The following is a 15,862-nucleotide window of genomic DNA, read 5'->3' on the forward strand; positions in this document are numbered from 1 at the left end:
CAGCCGGTGCCAGACTCCGCGTCGCCTGCTTCGCGGGCTGCCCGCTCCCACAGGTGAATCGCGCAGGCTTTTCAAATTTTTGAGAAAGACAGTTGCTCTTACAGCGCGGCCTTGTGTCGCGATGGGCTGCAAAGCAGCCCCGATGGTTATTTGGCCAGCCCGGCCAATGGGCAATGCAGTACCAGCTTGGCCCCACCCAAAGGGCTCTCGCCAATTTCCAGGCCGAACCCATGCAGGTCGACGATCGCCGCAACGATCGACAGCCCCAGGCCGAACCCGGCGTGGCGGTGGCCTTCATCACTGCGGTAGAACCGCTTCAGTACGGCCGTGCGTTCTTCTTCCGGAATACCCGGCCCGCTGTCTTCGATGGCCACGTGCACGCCAGCGTCGTCCAGGGTGGCGGCCACGCGCACCTGCCCACCTTCCGGGGTGAACTTGATCGCGTTACCTACCAGGTTGGCCAGCGCCTCGAACAACAGCTCGCGGTCGCCGTGCAGTGCCGGCAAGTGCCCAGGTTGGTGCAGCTCCAGGTGAATGCCGCCATCTTCGGCCAACGGCAGGTAGAAGTCGTGCAGCTCTACCAGCAAATCATGCGGGTCAAGCTGCACGAAGCCGGCCCGGCGTTGGCGGTCTTCCAGTTCGCTGATGCGCAGCAACCCACGAAAACGCGCCATGAGGGTGTCGGTTTCGCCGATGGCCTGGTCCAGTGCCTCGGCTTGCGCGGAATCGTTGTCGCTTTGCTGGCGTATGCGGTACAGCTGGGCGCGCAGGCGGGTCAGTGGGGTGCGCAGGTCGTGGGCAATGTTGTCGCACACGCCCTTGACCTCGTGCATCAGCCGCTCGATGCGGTCAAGCATGGCATTGACGATGGCGGCCAGCATGTCCAGTTCGTCGCGCCGGGCCGACAGCGGCAGGCGGTGCGTGAGGTCGCCGGCGACGATCAGCTCGGCCTGGGCCTGAATGGCCCGGATGCGTTTCAGGGGGCGGCGGCGCAGCAGGTACCAGCCGGCGAACCCGGGGATCAGGGTGAATGAAATACCCCAGAGCAAGGCATCGAGAATGATCCGTGTGACGACGAACAATGAGCCGTTATCGCGGAACAGCACCAGCCAGCGCCCATCCTGCACCTTGATGGCCACGGCATCGCAGCTGTCGCGGGGCATGCGCGGATCATCGGCGTCCAGGCAACGCTTCAGCTCATGGATCTTGCCGTCCAGCCGCAGCCCAGGGGGCAGGGCACGAACACTGCCGCCCAGCGGGTTGAGTTGTGCATCGAACAGGCCATAGGCATCGAAGCTGCGTTCCTCGAAAGCCTGGCTGGCAATCAGGGCGTCGTCCAGCTGCTTGCCGCTCATGTGCGCGAACAGGTGCTGGCGCTGCAGCATGGAATGGCGGGTGAGCTTGTTCAGGTAGCTCGAAACCTCGAAGTACAGCACCCCCATGAGGATGCTGCTCCAGGCTACGAACAGAAAACTGTACAGTGCCAGCAGCCGGCTGGTGGACGAACTCCAGCCTTTAGACGGGTTCAGCAATGGCATAGCCGGAGCCCCGCACCGTACGGATCAGCGGCGACTGGCCGGGTGAGTCGATTTTCTTGCGCAGGCGGCCGATATGCACGTCGATCAGGTTGGTGCCCGGGTCGAAGTGGTAGCCCCACACTTCCTCGAAAATCATCATCCGCGTAATGACCTGGCCGCTGTGGCGCATCAGGTACTCCAGCAGTTTGTACTCGGTGGGCAGCAGGTTGAGGGTGTTGTCGCCGCGGCGCGCTTCGTGGCTGATCAGGTCCAGTTGCAGGTCGGCGACCTGCAAGCGGGTCTGGGTCATCGGCACGCTGTTGCGGCGCAGCAGCACTTCGACCCGGGCGGCCATTTCGTCGGAGGCGAACGGCTTGGTCAGGTAGTCGTCACCGCCGGCGCGCAGGCCGCGCACCCGCTCATCGACGTCGGAGAGGGCGCTGATCATCAGGATCGGCGTGGCGATCTTGAGGTTGCGCAGGGTCGTGACGATGGTCAGGCCATCGACCTCGGGCAGCATGCGGTCCAGGGTGATCAGGTCATAACCGCCGGCAATGGCCTTGGCCAGGCCTTCACGACCATTGTCGGCCCACTCCACCTCAAGGCCATGGCTGGTAAGTTCGGCGACGATTTCCTGGCCGGTGACGGCGTCGTCTTCGATGGTCAGTACGCGAGGCATGCTGGTTCCTGGGCATCTAATGGAGACTCGATTGTGCCAAAGAATAGACAACCGGCGATTTAAGAAAAATTCATCTTGCCACAACCTACCTGGGTTCACCCATTGTGAAGACAGACGAGCATGTCGCAGCAGGCTGTGAGAGGATGTCCGTCAACACAGCCAGGACCCCGAACGCAGCCTGATGAAGACACCCAAAAGAATCGAACCCCTGATCGAAGACGGCCTCGTCGACGAAGTACTGCGGCCGTTGATGAGTGGCAAGGAAGCCGCCGTGTACGTGGTGCGTTGCGGTAGCCAGGTGCGCTGCGCCAAGGTCTATAAAGAAGCCAACAAGCGCAGTTTCCGCCAGGCCGCCGAATACCAGGAAGGCCGCAAGGTGCGCAATAGCCGCCAGGCCCGGGCCATGGCCAAGGGCAGCAAGTACGGCCGCAAAGAGGCCGAGGACGCCTGGCAGAACGCCGAAGTGGCGGCACTGTTCCGCCTGGCCGGCGCCGGGGTCCGGGTGCCCAAGCCCTATGACTTCCAGGACGGCGTGTTGCTGATGGAGCTGGTGACCGACGCCGATGGCGATGCCGCACCCCGGCTCAACGACGTGCACCTGGAGGCCGAGGAGGCGCGGGTGTTCCATGCCTTCGTCATTCGCCAGATCGTGCTGATGCTGTGTGCCGGGCTGGTCCATGGCGACCTGTCCGAATTCAATGTGCTGCTCGGCCCGGACGGGCCGGTGATCATCGACCTGCCGCAGGCAGTGGACGCCGCCGCCAACAACCACGCATTCAGCATGCTGCAGCGTGACGTGGACAACATGGCCCACTACTTCGGGCGCTTTGCCCCAGAGCTGAAGAGCACGCGCTATGCCCAGGAAATGTGGGCGTTGTACGAGGCTGGCAAGTTGCTGCCCGATTCCGTGTTGACCGGGGTATTCCAGGACGACGAGCATGAGGCCGACGTTGGCGGGGTAATGCGGGAAATCGACGCCGCCCGCTTGGACGAGGCCCGGCGCCGGGCAGCGCGTGCCGGCGGAAAACGGCCCGGCCAAGGCCGAGGAGCCGACACCGCCCTGGCTGCAATGATGTGCTGCTGGTGCAGCCCGCTTCGCAGGTTCCCCCCCGAAGCGGGCAACACCGGCTCAACCAGTGCCCTGCGCGGCCATTACCTTTGATGCAGGACAATATCTCGTCATCCGGCCTTTTCACTGGCCCCTGACAGGCATAAGGTATACGCCGTTCAAATTCCCTGGAGCAGTCATGTCCAACCAATTCCCCTCCGTTCGTCCTCGCCGCCTGCGCCAGAACGAGTCCCTGCGCACCGTATTCCAGGAAACCGAATTCCGCCTTGAAGACCTGATCCTGCCGATCTTCGTGGAAGAAGGCATCGACGACTTCGTGCCCATCAGCAGCATGCCCGGCGTGAACCGCATCCCTGAGAAGCGGCTGGCCCAGGAAATCGAGCGCTATGCTCGCGCCGGTATCAAATCGGTGATGACCTTCGGTGTGTCTCACCACCTGGATGCCGTTGGCAGCGACACCTGGAACGAAAACGGCCTGGTGGCGCGCATGTCGCGTATCTGCAAGGACACCGTGCCGGAAATGGTGGTGATGTCCGATACCTGTTTCTGCGAATACACCAGCCACGGGCACTGCGGCGTACTGCATGACCACGGCGTGGACAACGACGCCACCTTGGTCAACCTGGGCAAGCAGGCGGTGATCGCCGCCGCTGCCGGTGCCGACTTCATCGCACCTTCGGCGGCGATGGACGGCCAGGTCCAGGCCATTCGTAGCGCGCTGGACGGTGCAGGCTTCCACGACACTGCGATCATGGCCTATTCGACCAAGTTCGCCTCGTCGCTGTACGGCCCGTTCCGCGAAGCAGGCGGCACTGCGCTCAAAGGTGACCGCAAGAGCTACCAGATGAACCCGATGAACCGCCGCGAGGCCGTGCGTGAATCGCTGCTTGACGAGCAGGAAGGTGCAGACGTGCTGATGGTCAAGCCGGCCGGTGCCTACCTTGACGTGATCGCCGACATTCGTGCGGCCTCGCGCCTGCCGCTGGCGGCGTACCAGGTCAGCGGTGAGTACGCGATGATCAAGTTCGGTGGCCTTGCCGGTGCCATCGACGAAGGCCGCGTGGTGCGCGAAAGCATTGGCGCTATCAAGCGCGCCGGTGCCGACCTGATCCTGACCTACTTCGCCATGGACCTGGCCCGCGAAGGCATTTGAGCAGCAAAGCAGCTCCCCTGGCCTGGGGGCGGGCTTACCCGCCCCCAGCGCAATTCCCTACAAAAATTCATTAAGCGCTGAATTATTTTGTGTCCCGTTGTATCAGATGCCATAGAGCATTGATCGACAGGGATACAGGCATGAAATCTCGCAGGAAAAGCGTCAAACCTATTGGCCTCAAGGACATCACGATCGTCGACGATGCCAAGATGAAGAAGGCGATCACCGCCGCTGCACTGGGTAACGCCATGGAGTGGTTCGACTTCGGTGTCTATGGCTTCGTCGCCTATGCATTGGGCAAGGTGTTCTTCCCCAACGCCGACCCCAGTGTGCAAATGATCGCGGCGTTGGCCACCTTTTCGGTGCCATTCCTCATTCGCCCCCTGGGCGGGCTGTTCTTCGGCGCCCTCGGCGACAAATTCGGCCGGCAGAAAATCCTTGCCGCCACCATCGTCATCATGTCCCTCAGCACCTTTGCCATTGGCTTGATACCGTCCTATGCCAGTATCGGCATATGGGCGCCGATACTGCTGTTGCTGGCGAAAATGGCCCAGGGCTTCTCGGTGGGCGGCGAGTACACCGGCGCGTCGATCTTCGTGGCCGAGTATGCGCCTGACCGCAAGCGCGGCTTCCTTGGCAGCTGGCTGGACTTCGGCTCGATCGCCGGCTTCGTGCTGGGCGCCGGGGTAGTGGTGCTGATTTCCACGGTGCTTGGTGAAGAAAGGTTCCTTGAGTGGGGCTGGCGCCTGCCGTTCTTCCTGGCATTGCCGCTGGGCATCATCGGCCTCTACCTGCGTAACGCCCTGGAGGAAACCCCCGCGTTCCAGCAGCACGTCGACAAGATGGAGCAGGGTGACCGCGAGGGCCTGGCGTCGGGGCCCAAGGTGTCGTTCAAGGAAGTGGCGACCAAGCACTGGCGTAGCCTGGTGACCTGCATTGGCGTGGTGATCGCCACCAACGTCACCTACTACATGCTGTTGACCTACATGCCCAGCTACCTGTCGCACAACCTGCACTACAGCGAGGACCATGGCGTACTGATCATCATCGCGATCATGGTCGGCATGTTGTTCGTGCAGCCCATCATCGGCCTGCTGAGCGACAAGTTCGGCCGTCGCCCGTTTATCGTGGTCGGCAGTATCGGGCTGTTCGCCCTGGCCATTCCGGCGTTCATGCTGATCAACAGCGGTGTGCTGGGGTTGATCTTCTCGGGGCTGCTGATCATTGCGGTGCTGCTGAACTTCTTCATCGGTGTCATGGCGTCGACGTTGCCGGCGATGTTCCCCACTCACATCCGCTACAGCGCACTGGCCAGTGCCTTCAACATTTCCGTGCTGATCGCCGGCCTGACCCCCACCATCGCCGCCTGGCTGGTGGAAAGCAGCGGCAACCTGTACATGCCCGCCTACTACCTGATGGTGATCGCCGCGGTGGGCCTGGTGACCGGCCTGACCATGAAGGAAACCGCCAACAAACCGCTGCGCGGTGCCGCACCGGCGGCATCGGACATCGACGAGGCGCGCGAGCTGCTGCAGGAACACCACGACAACATCGAGCAGAAGATCGAGGACATCGACGAGCAGATCGCCGAGCTCGAGGCCAAGCGCAAGTTGTTGGTCCAGCAGCACCCGCGCATCGATTGATCAGCGCGGCATGTAGCCACGCTGCCAGGCACGTGGAATGAACCGCGACACCAGGGCCAGCAGGCACGCCAGCACGCAACTGCCGGCCAGTGCCTGCAGGCCCAGGTGGTGTTGCAGCCAGGCGCCCAGCGCGGCGCCCAGCAGCATCCCTGCCCACGGCACCAGTTGCACCCGCCAGCCGTGGCGCCGCTCGCCCAGCAACCAGCGCCCAAGGCCGCGGCCGAAGCGTGACAGTGCACCGGTGACGTAGGTCAGGCCGATGGGCAGGCCGTTCACTTGCTCGACGACTGCGTTGATCATGCCCATGGCCAGGGTCGCGGCCAGCAATGCCGGGAAGGTGGCCGCCAGTGGCCACGCTGCAGCGCAGGCCAGCAACGCCGCCACGACCACCAGCACGGGCCAGGCCCGGCGACGGAAGCCGCGCGCCAGCACTACCCCCAACGTGTTACCCGCGACAAAGCCCAGCAAAGCGCCGCTCAGGCGCAGCACCAGGGCCAGGTCGGCCTGGCTGATCGCCACCGCCAGGCGCGTGGTATTACCGCTCATGAACGATACGAAGTCGCCCAGGGCCAGCAGGCCAATGGCGTCGGTCATGCCTGCCAGCACCGACAGCCCGGCCACCAAGCCAAGGCCGACACGGCCACGCAGCACTTGCAGGCGCAAGCGCCTCGCCGTACGGGTAGTAAGGGGATGGGGTAGCACGGGCAGGCCTCAGGGCAACAGGTTTTCGCGGGCCAGGGTGCCTTTGATGGTGCGCTCGACCACATCCACCAGCACCATGGTCTGGTGATCGACCTCGATGTTCAGCAAATCGCCGGCAGCGTAGCTGGCGAACGTGGTCTGGCGCAGGGTTTCCGGGATCAGGTTGATGGTGACCAGGTTGTCTTCCACGTCGGCCACGGTCAGGCTGCAGCCGTTGACCCCGATGAAGCCCCGCGGGAACACGTACTTGCCCCATGGCGGCGGCATGCGGAAACGGATGAAGGCGCCGGTCTGCTCGATCGACAGTTCGACTATTTCTGCGGTTGTGGCAATGTGGCCAGCCATGAGGTGGCCGCCGACTTCGGCGTTCATCTTCGCCGAACGCTCGATGTTCACCCCTTGGCCGGCCTTGAAATTGCGCAGGTTCGTGCGTTCCAGGGTGGCGGTCATTGCATCGAACCTGACGTGGCTGCCGTCTATCTCGGTGACAGACAAGCACGTGCCCTCGACGCTGACGCTGGCGCCGATCTTCAACTCATCGAGCAGTTCCGGGGTGAGGTCGATGGTGAACTGGTTGTGGCCCGGGTAGCTGGTCACATCAAGCAGTGGGCGGACGGCCTGGACGATGCCGGTGTACATGGTGTTGCTCCTGGGCGCGAAAAGAAAACACCCGAACGCTATGCCTGTACGGCCTCAAAAGCAAGGTGCCAGCGCCCTGGTGCTGCCCAGGCATGCGGCCGGGCACACCCAGGGCGGCAACAGGGCGCTGGCCTGCTCACACATGCCCGGTGCTGTTGACGATCCGCAGGCACAGCGCTTCGTACGGGTCCAGGTTCACCAGCAAACGGCCATCCTCGGTCAGGTCGCCTTCTACCGTTTCGTTGATCATGTCCACCACCGGCCCTGGCGTGAACCCCGTGAGCAGTAGCTCCTCGGCGATCACCTCCTGGCTGAAGTTCAACGCACTGATCTGGATGCCGCGCCCGGCCGGTAGCTCATGCACCATGACCAGCAACCCAGGGCTGCTGACCTCCGGCACCAGCACCTGGCGGCTGGTGGCAATGCCGTAGGCCTGGCGCACCGCGAGCAGTTTTTTCACCTTGCAGGCGAACGAGTCAGGGTTGTCCAGTTGGCTGTCGAGGCTGCCATACAGCGCCCGCGCCCGTGGCATGCCGCGCACAGAGGTATCCGCTTGCGGGTCGAGCCCGGCCAGGTCGTAGCCGCCGCGGTGAATCCAGCGGGTATCGCCATCGAGCATGCGCTCGGCCACGGCTTCGCCAGGCAAGGGCAGGGCGCCGACCATGTCCCAGCCCGACAGCGCCACCACACCTGGCTGCATGGCGTTGTACATGACCAGCAGCAGGTGCAGTTTCTGGATCTGCTCGATGTCCGCCGGGCCTATCTGGTCGAGGTCGCGGATGCCCAGTGCCGCAGTGATGAGGCTGGCGGTGGTGCAGGCGATGCCATTGGTGACGAAGCGCAGGTTGTAGGGCGCATGCTCGCCCGACAGGCGTTCGTAGATTTCTTCGCGGATGTGCTCGCGCAGGATGTTGCCTGGTAATGTCTGGCCCTTGTACAGGTACATGTCATGGGCATGCAGGGTCCAGAAGTGCACCAACTCCACGGTCAGTTCGTCGTGATTCTGCAGGGCATGGATCAGTGAGGCCGGGTCGATGCCGAAGGCGTGCATTTCCTTGAGCATCAGGCGCAGGAACTCGGTGTCGCCGGTCAGCAAGGCATGTTGGTAGGCGGGCCGGGTGATGAAGTCGTAGGACAGGTCGGCACCGCCCTTCGACATTTGCGCAATGTCATCGAGGGTCAGGTTCAGCTCCTGGAAACTGAAACCGCCGGCCTTGCGGATCATGCCACCGATCAATTGGTTGCCGACCAGCGACAGCGGGTGGCTTTCCGACCAGGCGGTGCCACTGGCGCGGGTTTCCACCCCGAGAAAACCGTTGGCATCCAGGCGCAGGCCACGTGCACCCAGGCAATCCAGGGCATGCAGGGCGTCGCCGATGATCATCTGCTGGGCGGCAAAGGTGGGGTCCAGCCAGTTCAGCGACGGCTGGCCTTCCTTGAAGTAGTGCAGGTAGACCCAACGCCGGGTCTTGCCGTCGACACCGGTGACCGGTGGGGTGGCGCTCCAGTCGGTTTCCTTGACCCCCGGCTCGAAGAAAATCACCCGCTGCAACTGCCCGACGATGTAATGGCGTGCCTTGAGCTCGTCGCACTGTGCGGGCAGCAGGTTGGCCGAGTCACGTCCGGGTGGCACCTCGGGCAGCAAGTGCCAGTCTTCCTCGCGTATCTCCACCATGTGGTACAGGCCCGGGTAGGCGCCGTAGGCCATTTCCGCCAGGCGGAAGTCGGCGCCCTTGCCGGTGTGCGAAGGGATCAGGTCGTCGATGGTCACCGCATTGTGCGCGGCGGCCATGCGGCTCATCTGGATCAGCTCCGGCTCGCTGCCATAGAGCGGGTCGATATCAAAGCTGATGCGGTCGAAGTTGCCGTCTACGCTGGGTGTGAGCTCGCGGTCGCGAATACCGCCAGACAGCTTGATCGGCCCGGTGTGCAGGCCTTGAATGCCGATTTCCGACAGGCGCTTCCACAAGGCTTCATGGGCCAGGGCACCGAGCACCGAGCAGCCCTCTGGGGCGATGATGGCATCGGGGTAAACGGTCAGCCAGACGGAGGCGATTTCCGTGGCCCGGCGGGGCTGTGCCTCGGCGTAGGGTTGTTGCCACAGGCGCGACTGGCCTGAGTACAGGCTGGCGCGCTCCTGGGAAGCCTTGAGCATGGCGCGCGCTTCGAGCCATTTCACGTATGCAGGGTCGGGCTGGGTCATTTCGCGTCCTCTTTGCGTGTCGGCACCGGCTCAGGTTATGACGGCAGAGCGGTCGGATCGTTCGGCCGGGAGCCAGGCCCTGCACGAAATGCCTGGCCCAGCGTGCTCAGCGCCGTGCAGCCCACTGCTGCGGTGCCAGGAAGGCGCCGTGGAAGTAATTGCGCAAAGCCTGCATCGCCGGGCTGAACGCCCGCTCGCGGTGCCAGGCCAGCCCCACGCTCATGGGCGCTACCGGGTCGCTGATGGTTACTGTTTCGATGCGCTTGCCCTCCAGCGACCATGGCCGGTGCACCAGGTCTGACAGAATCGCTACGCCACTGCCATTGGCGACCATGCTGCGCACCGCCTCCACCGAACTGGTGCGCACACGCACGCTGGGCCGTTGCCCGGCCTGCTGCCAATAGCGCATGGCGCTTTGCTCGGCTTCGTCCACGGTCAACAAAATGAACGGCTCTGTGGCGACATCGGCCAGGCTCACCGCCGAGCGTTCGCACAGGGGGTGGTGCGCGGGCAGCCATAGGCGGCGCTCGGAGTTGAACAGCGTTTCTGAAACGATAGCCGGATGGGTCAGGTTGGCGGTCAGCACCACCGCCATGTCGAAACGCCCCTCCAGCAGCCCTTGCTCGATGGCACTGCGCTCCTGTTCGTAAAGTTCCAGGGTCACGTCGGGGTGCCAGTGCTCCAGGCGCTGCAAGTGGTGCGGCAGGAAGTAGCCGATTACTGTGTAGCTGGCTGCCAGGCGCAACAGGCCGCTGGCGCGTATGTCCGGCAACGGGCTGTTCAGCGCATCGTCGACGCTGCGCAGGATGACGTAGGCGCGGTTGAGGAAGTGCCGGCCGGCTTCGGTCAGGTTCATGCCCTGGGCGGAGCGCTGGAACAGCAGCACGCCGAGCATGGCCTCCAGCTCTTTGATTGCCGTGGTGACCGCCGACTGGGAAATATTGAGGTGGATGGCGGCCTGGGAGATCTGGCCGATTTCGGCAGTGGCGACAAAGTAGCGCACCTGGCGCAAGGTAAGTGACACGGCAGGCTCCCGGGGTATCTGTTTTTCCGAAGACATCCATTCTGTTTATAGATCTTCCCAAGGGGTAGGGGAGAATCTAACGTGGCTTGCATGCAGCCACAAGCGCCAGGGAGATACGGTCATGCAAGCAGTGGATTTCAACTCGGACATGGGCGAGGGCTTTGGCCCGTGGACCATTGGCGACGGCGTGGATAACGAGCTGATGGGTTACATCAGCAGCGCCAATATCGCCACCGGTTTTCATGCCGGCGACCCCGGCACCATGCGCCGTACAGTGGAGCGGGCCAAGGCCCTGGGGGTTGCGGTGGGGGCACACCCGGGCTTCCGCGACCTGGTCGGTTTCGGCCGCCGGCACATCAACGCATCGGCGCAGGAACTGGTCGACGACATGCTTTACCAGCTCGGGGCGCTGCGTGAAATCGCCCGGGCCCAGGGCGTGAGCCTGCAGCACATCAAACCCCACGGGGCGCTTTACATGCACCTGGCCCGTGACGAGCAAGCTGCACGCTTGCTGGTGGAAAACCTGAGGCTGATCGAACCGCAGTTATTGCTGTTCTGCATGCCCGGGTCGGTGATCTGCCGCATTGCCCAGGAGCTTGGCCAGCCGGTGGTGCGCGAGTTCTATGCCGACCGCGAGTACGACCTGAGCGGCTCCATCGTGTTCACCCGTAACGTGAGGGGCTACCAGCCTTTGGCGGTCGCCGAGCGCGTACTGCGGGCTTGTCGGCAAGGTGTGGTGCGCACCGTCGAGGGCCAGGACCTGGCCATCGAGTTCGATTCCATTTGCCTGCACAGTGACACGCCGGGCGCCCTCGACCTGGTCGAGGCCACGCGCAAGGCGCTGGACCAGGCTGGCATCGTGGTGCGTGCACCACGCTGACGCTGGCATCCGGCAGCCACAGGCCGGAGCCTGATCATGTTGTTTTCGCCTGCCTTTCTATAAAGATTTCAAGAAAAGGAACAGTCATGGCCGAATCGCTTGCTACAACGCCTATCCGCTACAGCTTAGGCGCCGACGAGCACCTGTTTGCCGAGGTCAGCGAGAGCATGTCGCTGGAAGCCTTCTTCAAAGGTATGGCCGTCACCCGTGCGGTGGAGCGCCTGGCGCTGGACGGCGTGCTGGATGTGTGCCTGGCCAATGCGTCGTTCCAGGTGCGTTTCGACCCCGACCGCATCGCCCCCGATGCCCTGCTGGCAGCGGTGCGCGGTGCCGAAGCGCAGGCGGTGGCCGAGCGTTCGTTGCATACCCGCATCATCGAAATTCCGGTGCTGTACAACGACCCTTGGACCCACGAAACCTTGATGCGCTTCCGTGACCGCCACCAGGACCCGGCCAGCACCGACCTGGAGTACGCGGCCCGCATCAATGGCCTGGCCGATGTCGACGCGTTCATTGCCGCGCACAGCGGTGCACCGTGGTTCGTTTCCATGGTCGGCTTCGTCGCCGGCCTGCCGTTCATGTTCCAGATGGTCGAGCGCCAGCGGCAATTGCAAGTGCCCAAGTACCTGCGGCCGCGTACCGACACGCCCCGCCTGACCCTGGGCCATGGCGGTTGTTTCGGTTGCATCTATTCGGTGCGCGGCGCGGGCGGTTACCAGATGTTCGGCGTCACCCCGGCACCGATCTACGACCCGCAACAGACCTTGAGCTACCTGAAGGAGCACATGGTGTTCTTCCGCCCAGGTGACATCGTGCAATTCAAACCCATCGACCGCCGCGCGTATGACCAGGCAGTGGCTGAGGTGGAGGAGGGCCGTTTCGACCTGCGCATTCGCCCGGTGGTGTTTTCCCTGGACGCATTCCTTGCCGACCCGGTCGGCTACCCGAAATCGCTGCAGGAGGTGCTGGCATGATCAAGGTACTCAAACCGGGCCTGGCGACCTCCGTGCAGGACCTGGGCCGCGAAGGCTATTACCACCTGGGCATTCCGCCATCTGGCGCGCTCGACCAGTATGCCCTGAGCGCAGCCAATTACCTGGTGGGCAACCCGCCGGGCGCTGCCGGCCTGGAATGTGCGCTGGTCGGCCCTGAACTTGAGTTCCAGGCAGATGCGCTGGTGGCAGTATGTGGTGCGCAGATGCCCGCCTTGCTCGATGGCCGCGAGCAGCGGCCCGACACGGCATTTGCCGTGCGCGCCGGGCAGGTGCTGCGTTTCAGCTTCCCGACGGCGGGGGCGCGGGCCTACCTGGCAGTGGCGGGGGGGATTGATGTGGCCGAGGTGCTGGGTAGCCGATCGACCTACGCGCTAGGGGCCTTGGGTGGCTTCCAGGGGCGTAAGTTGTTGGCCGGTGACCTTTTGCCGATCGGCACGCCCACCGGCAACGGCCGCGCCGGCGCAAGCCTGCCGATGGCACTGCGCCAGGCCCTGGGCGGCGAAGTGGTGCTGCGGGTGGTGCCGGGGTTGTATTTTCACCGGCTGACCGAAGCTGCTGCGCAAAGCTTCTTCACCGAAGCCTGGACGGTAGGCTCCGAGGCGGATCGCATCGGTTACCGCTACAAAGGCGGCAGTGCCTTGAGTTTCCAGCCACGGGAGCAACCGTTCGGTGCTGGTTCGGACCCTTCCAACATCGTCGACAGCTGCTACCCCATCGGCTCGATCCAGGTACCGGCCGGGCTGGAGCCGATCATTCTGCACCGGGATGCCGTATCGGGCGGTGGCTACGCCATGATTGGCACGGTGATCAGCGCCGACCTCGACCTGATCGGGCAGATGCAGCCGAATCAGCAGGCACGCTTTCTGAAAGTCAGCCTGGAGCAGGCACTGGAGGCACGCCGCTCTTACAAGAAGAAGCTGGCGTGCCTGGCCCGGTTGTTCAGCTAAACGGAGGACAACTTGCCGATGCGGGGGCAAGGGCCGCCAACCCCGCTCGGCCATTTACGCAGGTTGCTCGGCCAAGCCGTTACTGACGTTGCGCCCCAGCACCAGCACGGTGACGAAGCCACAGCCCACCAGGGCCGTGGCCAGGCTCAAGAGCACTGCGGTGCCCATGTGGTCCACCACTTGGCCGCCAAAAAACGAGCCTACGGCAATGATCACCTGGAACAAGGCCACGAACAGCGGCATGCCCCGCTCGACATCCTTGGGCGCGACCACGAACATCCATATATTGGCGCAGGCCGGGAACGCGCCGAAGGCGAACCCCCACAGCGCAATCAGCATCGCCGCGCCGGTCAGGCCGGTGGCGAAGTACGGAAACAGCGCTGTGCTGGCGGCGATCAGCAGTGCCACCAGCATCAGCGAATGGCGCACACTGCGGTTGGCGGCGAAGCCGGCGAAGATATTGCCCATGAACCCGGCCACGCCATACAGCAGCAACAATGAACCGATGGTCGGGCCGTCGAAGCCGGCGTTCTGTTTGAAGAACGGCGCTACATAGGTGTAGGCGGCAAAATGCGCCAGGCCAATCAACAGCACGGCGATCAGGCCAACGCGCGCTTGCGGGTTGATGAACAGCGCCGGCAGGTCGCGCACACCAATGGCTTTTTCGGGCAACAGCCGCGGCAGCAGCAACACCTGCGCCAGGAGCACGGGCACGCCCACCAGTGCAGTCACCAGGAAGGTCATTCGCCAGCCCAGCAGGCCGCTTAGCCAGGTGCCTACCGGCACGCCCACCACCGTCGCCAGGGTCACCCCGGCCATGATGATCGAGTTGGCCTTGGCCACGCCAACGCCCTCAGGGGCCAGGCGCCCGCTGAGGGCGATGGCCGTGGCCCAGAATCCGCCGATGCTGACACCCAGCAGTACCCGGCCGACCAGTAGCAGGCTGAAGTCGCCCGCATAGGCGACGATGCTGTTGGCGATGATCATGATCAGCGTCAGGCCGATCAGCAGGTAGCGCCGGTCCAGCGCGCCAACGCCCACGGAAATGGCCGGGGCGGCCAGCGCGGCCATGATGCCGGGCAAGGTGACCATCAGGCCGGCGAAGCCTGCACTGATACCCAAGTCGCTGGCGACATCGTTGAGAACGCCCACCGGCAGAAATTCGCTGGTGACCAGGGCGAAGGCGCCAATGGCGACCGAGAGGATCGCCAGCCACTGCTGGGTCACGCTCTGTTGATTATGTTCAGGACGGCCCCGTGGGGCCTGGCTGGCACTTGGCATGGTGGTGACTTCCAAGGAGGGATGACGCCTGTAGCAGGCGCGGGAGGGGGGATTGGCCGGGGATTATAGGGGTGGGTGTGGGCGGCCGACAGGCGAACGGCGTGATAGTGAACATCAGTGCCATCGATGAAACGCCGGGCGCAGAGCGGTTGCTGGAGAATGACGCCTCGGCGTGCAGACCGCTGACCCAAAATATTGCATGAGTCTTCTTGATGCTTTCACCTAGCGGTACTAATACTAAATCACGGCCGCAGAGGGATGATCATGCAAACACGCTTCGTTGTGGTTCCCGCAGTGCCGCTGAAAAAAGAGGTTCAGCCTCGGCGGCTTGGCTTTCCCGCTGCATTGGGCGAGGGTTACGACCTCTACGATACGCAAGACAAGGTGCGTTTGAGCCTGAACTTTGCCACCCGAGCCCAGGCGGAATTCGAGTGTGACTGTCGCAACCGCTGCCCGGATGCCGATGCTGCGGAGATCGCCGGCATGGTCTAGTCACGTACGGTGGGCCCTCACCAAGGAGGGAGGGTAGCGATCAGCCGTGGTTGCGCAGGGCGGCGATCAGTTCGGCCTTGGTCATGCTGGAGCGGCCTTTTATGGCTTTGCTGCGGGCTTCCTTCAGCAGGCTTTCCTTTGTCTGGCTTTCCAGTGAGCTGCTGGATGCGCGCGCGTGCCCGTGGCGGGTGTGTGCTGCCCGCCTGGCCGAATCGGCGCGGGCGGTTTTCTTCTCGCTGGCAGAGGTGCTGTTCCCTGAACCGCCTTGCTTTTCACCGCCGCCGGATTGCTTGTTGACCGTGGCCCAGGCGCGCGCTTCGGCTTCCTCTTTGGCCAGGCCTTTATCCTCATAGGCGTGCTCGATGTGCTCGGCCTTGCGCTTCTGTTTTTCGGTGTACTTGCCTTTGTCGCCGCGTGGCATGGTGTTCACTCCTGCAGTTGTACCTGAACGGTTGAAACGCTCCCCGCCAGAGAGTGCCGGTCACTGGACGAGCGGCACCGCGGGGGCGCATCGACGACAACAGCCCCTGTGGGAGATTCTCTGGTTTCGGGCAAGGGTAGCCGCAGTATCTTCAGCGCCTGTGAGATCGAGCGCCGCCCGCGCGGCGCATCGCGAGCTGCGCTCGCTCCTACGGTGG

At 63.7% G+C, this 15,862-nt stretch carries 14 protein-coding genes and 1 pseudogene; 7 read left to right on the plus strand and 8 right to left on the minus strand.

Annotated features, from left to right (window positions below; translation table 11 throughout):
• Positions 1–146: 146 nt before the first annotated feature.
• Positions 147–1,538, minus strand: a complete 1,392-nt coding sequence (locus G1E_RS08855) for a HAMP domain-containing sensor histidine kinase (protein ID WP_009682156.1) — start codon at positions 1,536–1,538, stop codon at positions 147–149.
• Positions 1,516–2,196, minus strand: coding sequence for a response regulator transcription factor (locus G1E_RS08860; protein ID WP_047149773.1), 681 nt, complete (start codon positions 2,194–2,196; stop codon positions 1,516–1,518). Before G1E_RS08860 ends, G1E_RS08855 begins: the two co-directional genes overlap by 23 nt.
• Before the next feature lie 181 nt (positions 2,197–2,377).
• Between G1E_RS08860 and G1E_RS08865 the strand changes: the two are divergent.
• The 3 genes and pseudogenes from G1E_RS08865 (at position 2,378) to proP (ending at position 6,061) form a co-directional block, all read left to right on the plus strand.
• A pseudogene (locus G1E_RS08865) lies at positions 2,378–3,269 on the plus strand (PA4780 family RIO1-like protein kinase).
• A 174-nt stretch (positions 3,270–3,443) separates the two neighbouring features.
• Complete coding sequence (hemB, locus tag G1E_RS08870) at positions 3,444–4,418, plus strand: porphobilinogen synthase (RefSeq protein ID WP_029887703.1); 975 nt, start codon at positions 3,444–3,446, stop codon at positions 4,416–4,418.
• A 140-nt stretch (positions 4,419–4,558) separates the two neighbouring features.
• A complete protein-coding gene (gene proP, locus G1E_RS08875) occupies positions 4,559–6,061 on the plus strand; it encodes a glycine betaine/L-proline transporter ProP (RefSeq protein ID WP_009682151.1) in 1,503 nt (500 codons plus the stop codon).
• Here the strand turns inward: proP and G1E_RS08880 are convergent, their stop codons facing one another.
• The 4 genes from G1E_RS08880 to G1E_RS08895 all read right to left on the minus strand — a co-directional run bounded on the left by G1E_RS08880 (position 6,062) and on the right by G1E_RS08895 (position 10,629).
• On the minus strand, positions 6,062–6,763 hold the full coding sequence (locus tag G1E_RS08880; RefSeq protein WP_033690228.1) for a YoaK family protein: 702 nt from the start codon (positions 6,761–6,763) through the stop codon (positions 6,062–6,064).
• Between the two features lie 9 nt (positions 6,764–6,772).
• Positions 6,773–7,402 (minus strand): riboflavin synthase, encoded by a 630-nt coding sequence (locus tag G1E_RS08885; RefSeq protein ID WP_009682149.1) that lies wholly within the window; start codon positions 7,400–7,402, stop codon positions 6,773–6,775.
• Between the two features lie 136 nt (positions 7,403–7,538).
• Positions 7,539–9,605 carry a maltose alpha-D-glucosyltransferase gene (treS, locus tag G1E_RS08890; RefSeq protein ID WP_009682148.1) on the minus strand — a complete coding sequence of 689 codons (2,067 nt, stop codon included), beginning with the start codon at positions 9,603–9,605 and terminating at the stop codon, positions 7,539–7,541.
• Positions 9,606–9,711: 106 nt separating this feature from the next.
• Positions 9,712–10,629, minus strand: a complete 918-nt coding sequence (locus tag G1E_RS08895) for a LysR family transcriptional regulator (RefSeq protein ID WP_009682147.1) — start codon at positions 10,627–10,629, stop codon at positions 9,712–9,714.
• Between the two features lie 121 nt (positions 10,630–10,750).
• Here G1E_RS08895 and G1E_RS08900 point away from each other — a divergent pair, with 121 nt between their 5' ends.
• The 3 genes from G1E_RS08900 to G1E_RS08910 all read left to right on the plus strand — a co-directional run bounded on the left by G1E_RS08900 (position 10,751) and on the right by G1E_RS08910 (position 13,451).
• Entirely contained in the window at positions 10,751–11,509 is a 759-nt protein-coding gene (locus tag G1E_RS08900) for a 5-oxoprolinase subunit PxpA (RefSeq protein WP_009682146.1), read from the plus strand.
• 86 nt (positions 11,510–11,595) lie between these two features.
• The gene (locus tag G1E_RS08905) at positions 11,596–12,483 is read left to right on the plus strand and encodes an allophanate hydrolase subunit 1 (RefSeq protein ID WP_009682145.1); all 888 of its coding nucleotides are present in this window, start codon (positions 11,596–11,598) and stop codon (positions 12,481–12,483) included.
• Positions 12,480–13,451 (plus strand): biotin-dependent carboxyltransferase family protein, encoded by a 972-nt coding sequence (locus G1E_RS08910; RefSeq protein ID WP_009682144.1) that lies wholly within the window; start codon positions 12,480–12,482, stop codon positions 13,449–13,451. The genes G1E_RS08905 and G1E_RS08910 overlap by 4 nt, the downstream gene beginning before the upstream one ends.
• Positions 13,452–13,505: 54 nt before the next feature.
• Here G1E_RS08910 and G1E_RS08915 read toward each other — a convergent pair whose 3' ends face one another.
• Positions 13,506–14,732: an MFS transporter gene (locus G1E_RS08915; RefSeq protein ID WP_033690232.1), complete on the minus strand. Its 1,227-nt coding sequence runs from the start codon at positions 14,730–14,732 to the stop codon at positions 13,506–13,508.
• A gap of 258 nt (positions 14,733–14,990) precedes the next feature.
• Between G1E_RS08915 and G1E_RS08920 the strand changes: the two genes are divergently transcribed.
• On the plus strand, positions 14,991–15,224 hold the full coding sequence (locus G1E_RS08920) for a hypothetical protein (RefSeq protein WP_009682142.1): 234 nt from the start codon (positions 14,991–14,993) through the stop codon (positions 15,222–15,224).
• A gap of 40 nt (positions 15,225–15,264) precedes the next feature.
• Here the strand turns inward: G1E_RS08920 and G1E_RS08925 are convergent, their stop codons facing one another.
• On the minus strand, positions 15,265–15,645 hold the full coding sequence (locus G1E_RS08925; RefSeq protein WP_009682141.1) for a hypothetical protein: 381 nt from the start codon (positions 15,643–15,645) through the stop codon (positions 15,265–15,267).
• Between the last annotated feature and the right edge of the window lie 217 nt (positions 15,646–15,862).

The organism is Pseudomonas sp. TJI-51 (assembly GCF_000190455.2).
Classification (GTDB): Bacteria; Pseudomonadota; Gammaproteobacteria; order Pseudomonadales; family Pseudomonadaceae; genus Aquipseudomonas; species Aquipseudomonas juntendi.

Excerpts from the sequence above, each read along its gene's own strand:
- G1E_RS08920 (WP_009682142.1), top strand. The coding sequence starts at position 14,991 with ATGATCATGCAAACACGCTTCGTTGTGGTTCCCGCAGTGCCGCTGAAA.
- G1E_RS08900 (WP_009682146.1), top strand. The coding sequence starts at position 10,751 with ATGCAAGCAGTGGATTTCAACTCGGACATGGGCGAGGGCTTTGGCCCG.
- G1E_RS08905 (WP_009682145.1), top strand. The coding sequence starts at position 11,596 with ATGGCCGAATCGCTTGCTACAACGCCTATCCGCTACAGCTTAGGCGCC.
- proP (WP_009682151.1), top strand. The coding sequence starts at position 4,559 with ATGAAATCTCGCAGGAAAAGCGTCAAACCTATTGGCCTCAAGGACATC.
- treS (WP_009682148.1), bottom strand. The coding sequence starts at position 9,605 with ATGACCCAGCCCGACCCTGCATACGTGAAATGGCTCGAAGCGCGCGCC.
- G1E_RS08855 (WP_009682156.1), bottom strand. The coding sequence starts at position 1,538 with ATGCCATTGCTGAACCCGTCTAAAGGCTGGAGTTCGTCCACCAGCCGG.
- G1E_RS08885 (WP_009682149.1), bottom strand. The coding sequence starts at position 7,402 with ATGTACACCGGCATCGTCCAGGCCGTCCGCCCACTGCTTGATGTGACC.
- hemB (WP_029887703.1), top strand. The coding sequence starts at position 3,444 with ATGTCCAACCAATTCCCCTCCGTTCGTCCTCGCCGCCTGCGCCAGAAC.
- G1E_RS08915 (WP_033690232.1), bottom strand. The coding sequence starts at position 14,732 with ATGCCAAGTGCCAGCCAGGCCCCACGGGGCCGTCCTGAACATAATCAA.
- G1E_RS08925 (WP_009682141.1), bottom strand. The coding sequence starts at position 15,645 with ATGCCACGCGGCGACAAAGGCAAGTACACCGAAAAACAGAAGCGCAAG.
- G1E_RS08910 (WP_009682144.1), top strand. The coding sequence starts at position 12,480 with ATGATCAAGGTACTCAAACCGGGCCTGGCGACCTCCGTGCAGGACCTG.
- G1E_RS08860 (WP_047149773.1), bottom strand. The coding sequence starts at position 2,196 with ATGCCTCGCGTACTGACCATCGAAGACGACGCCGTCACCGGCCAGGAA.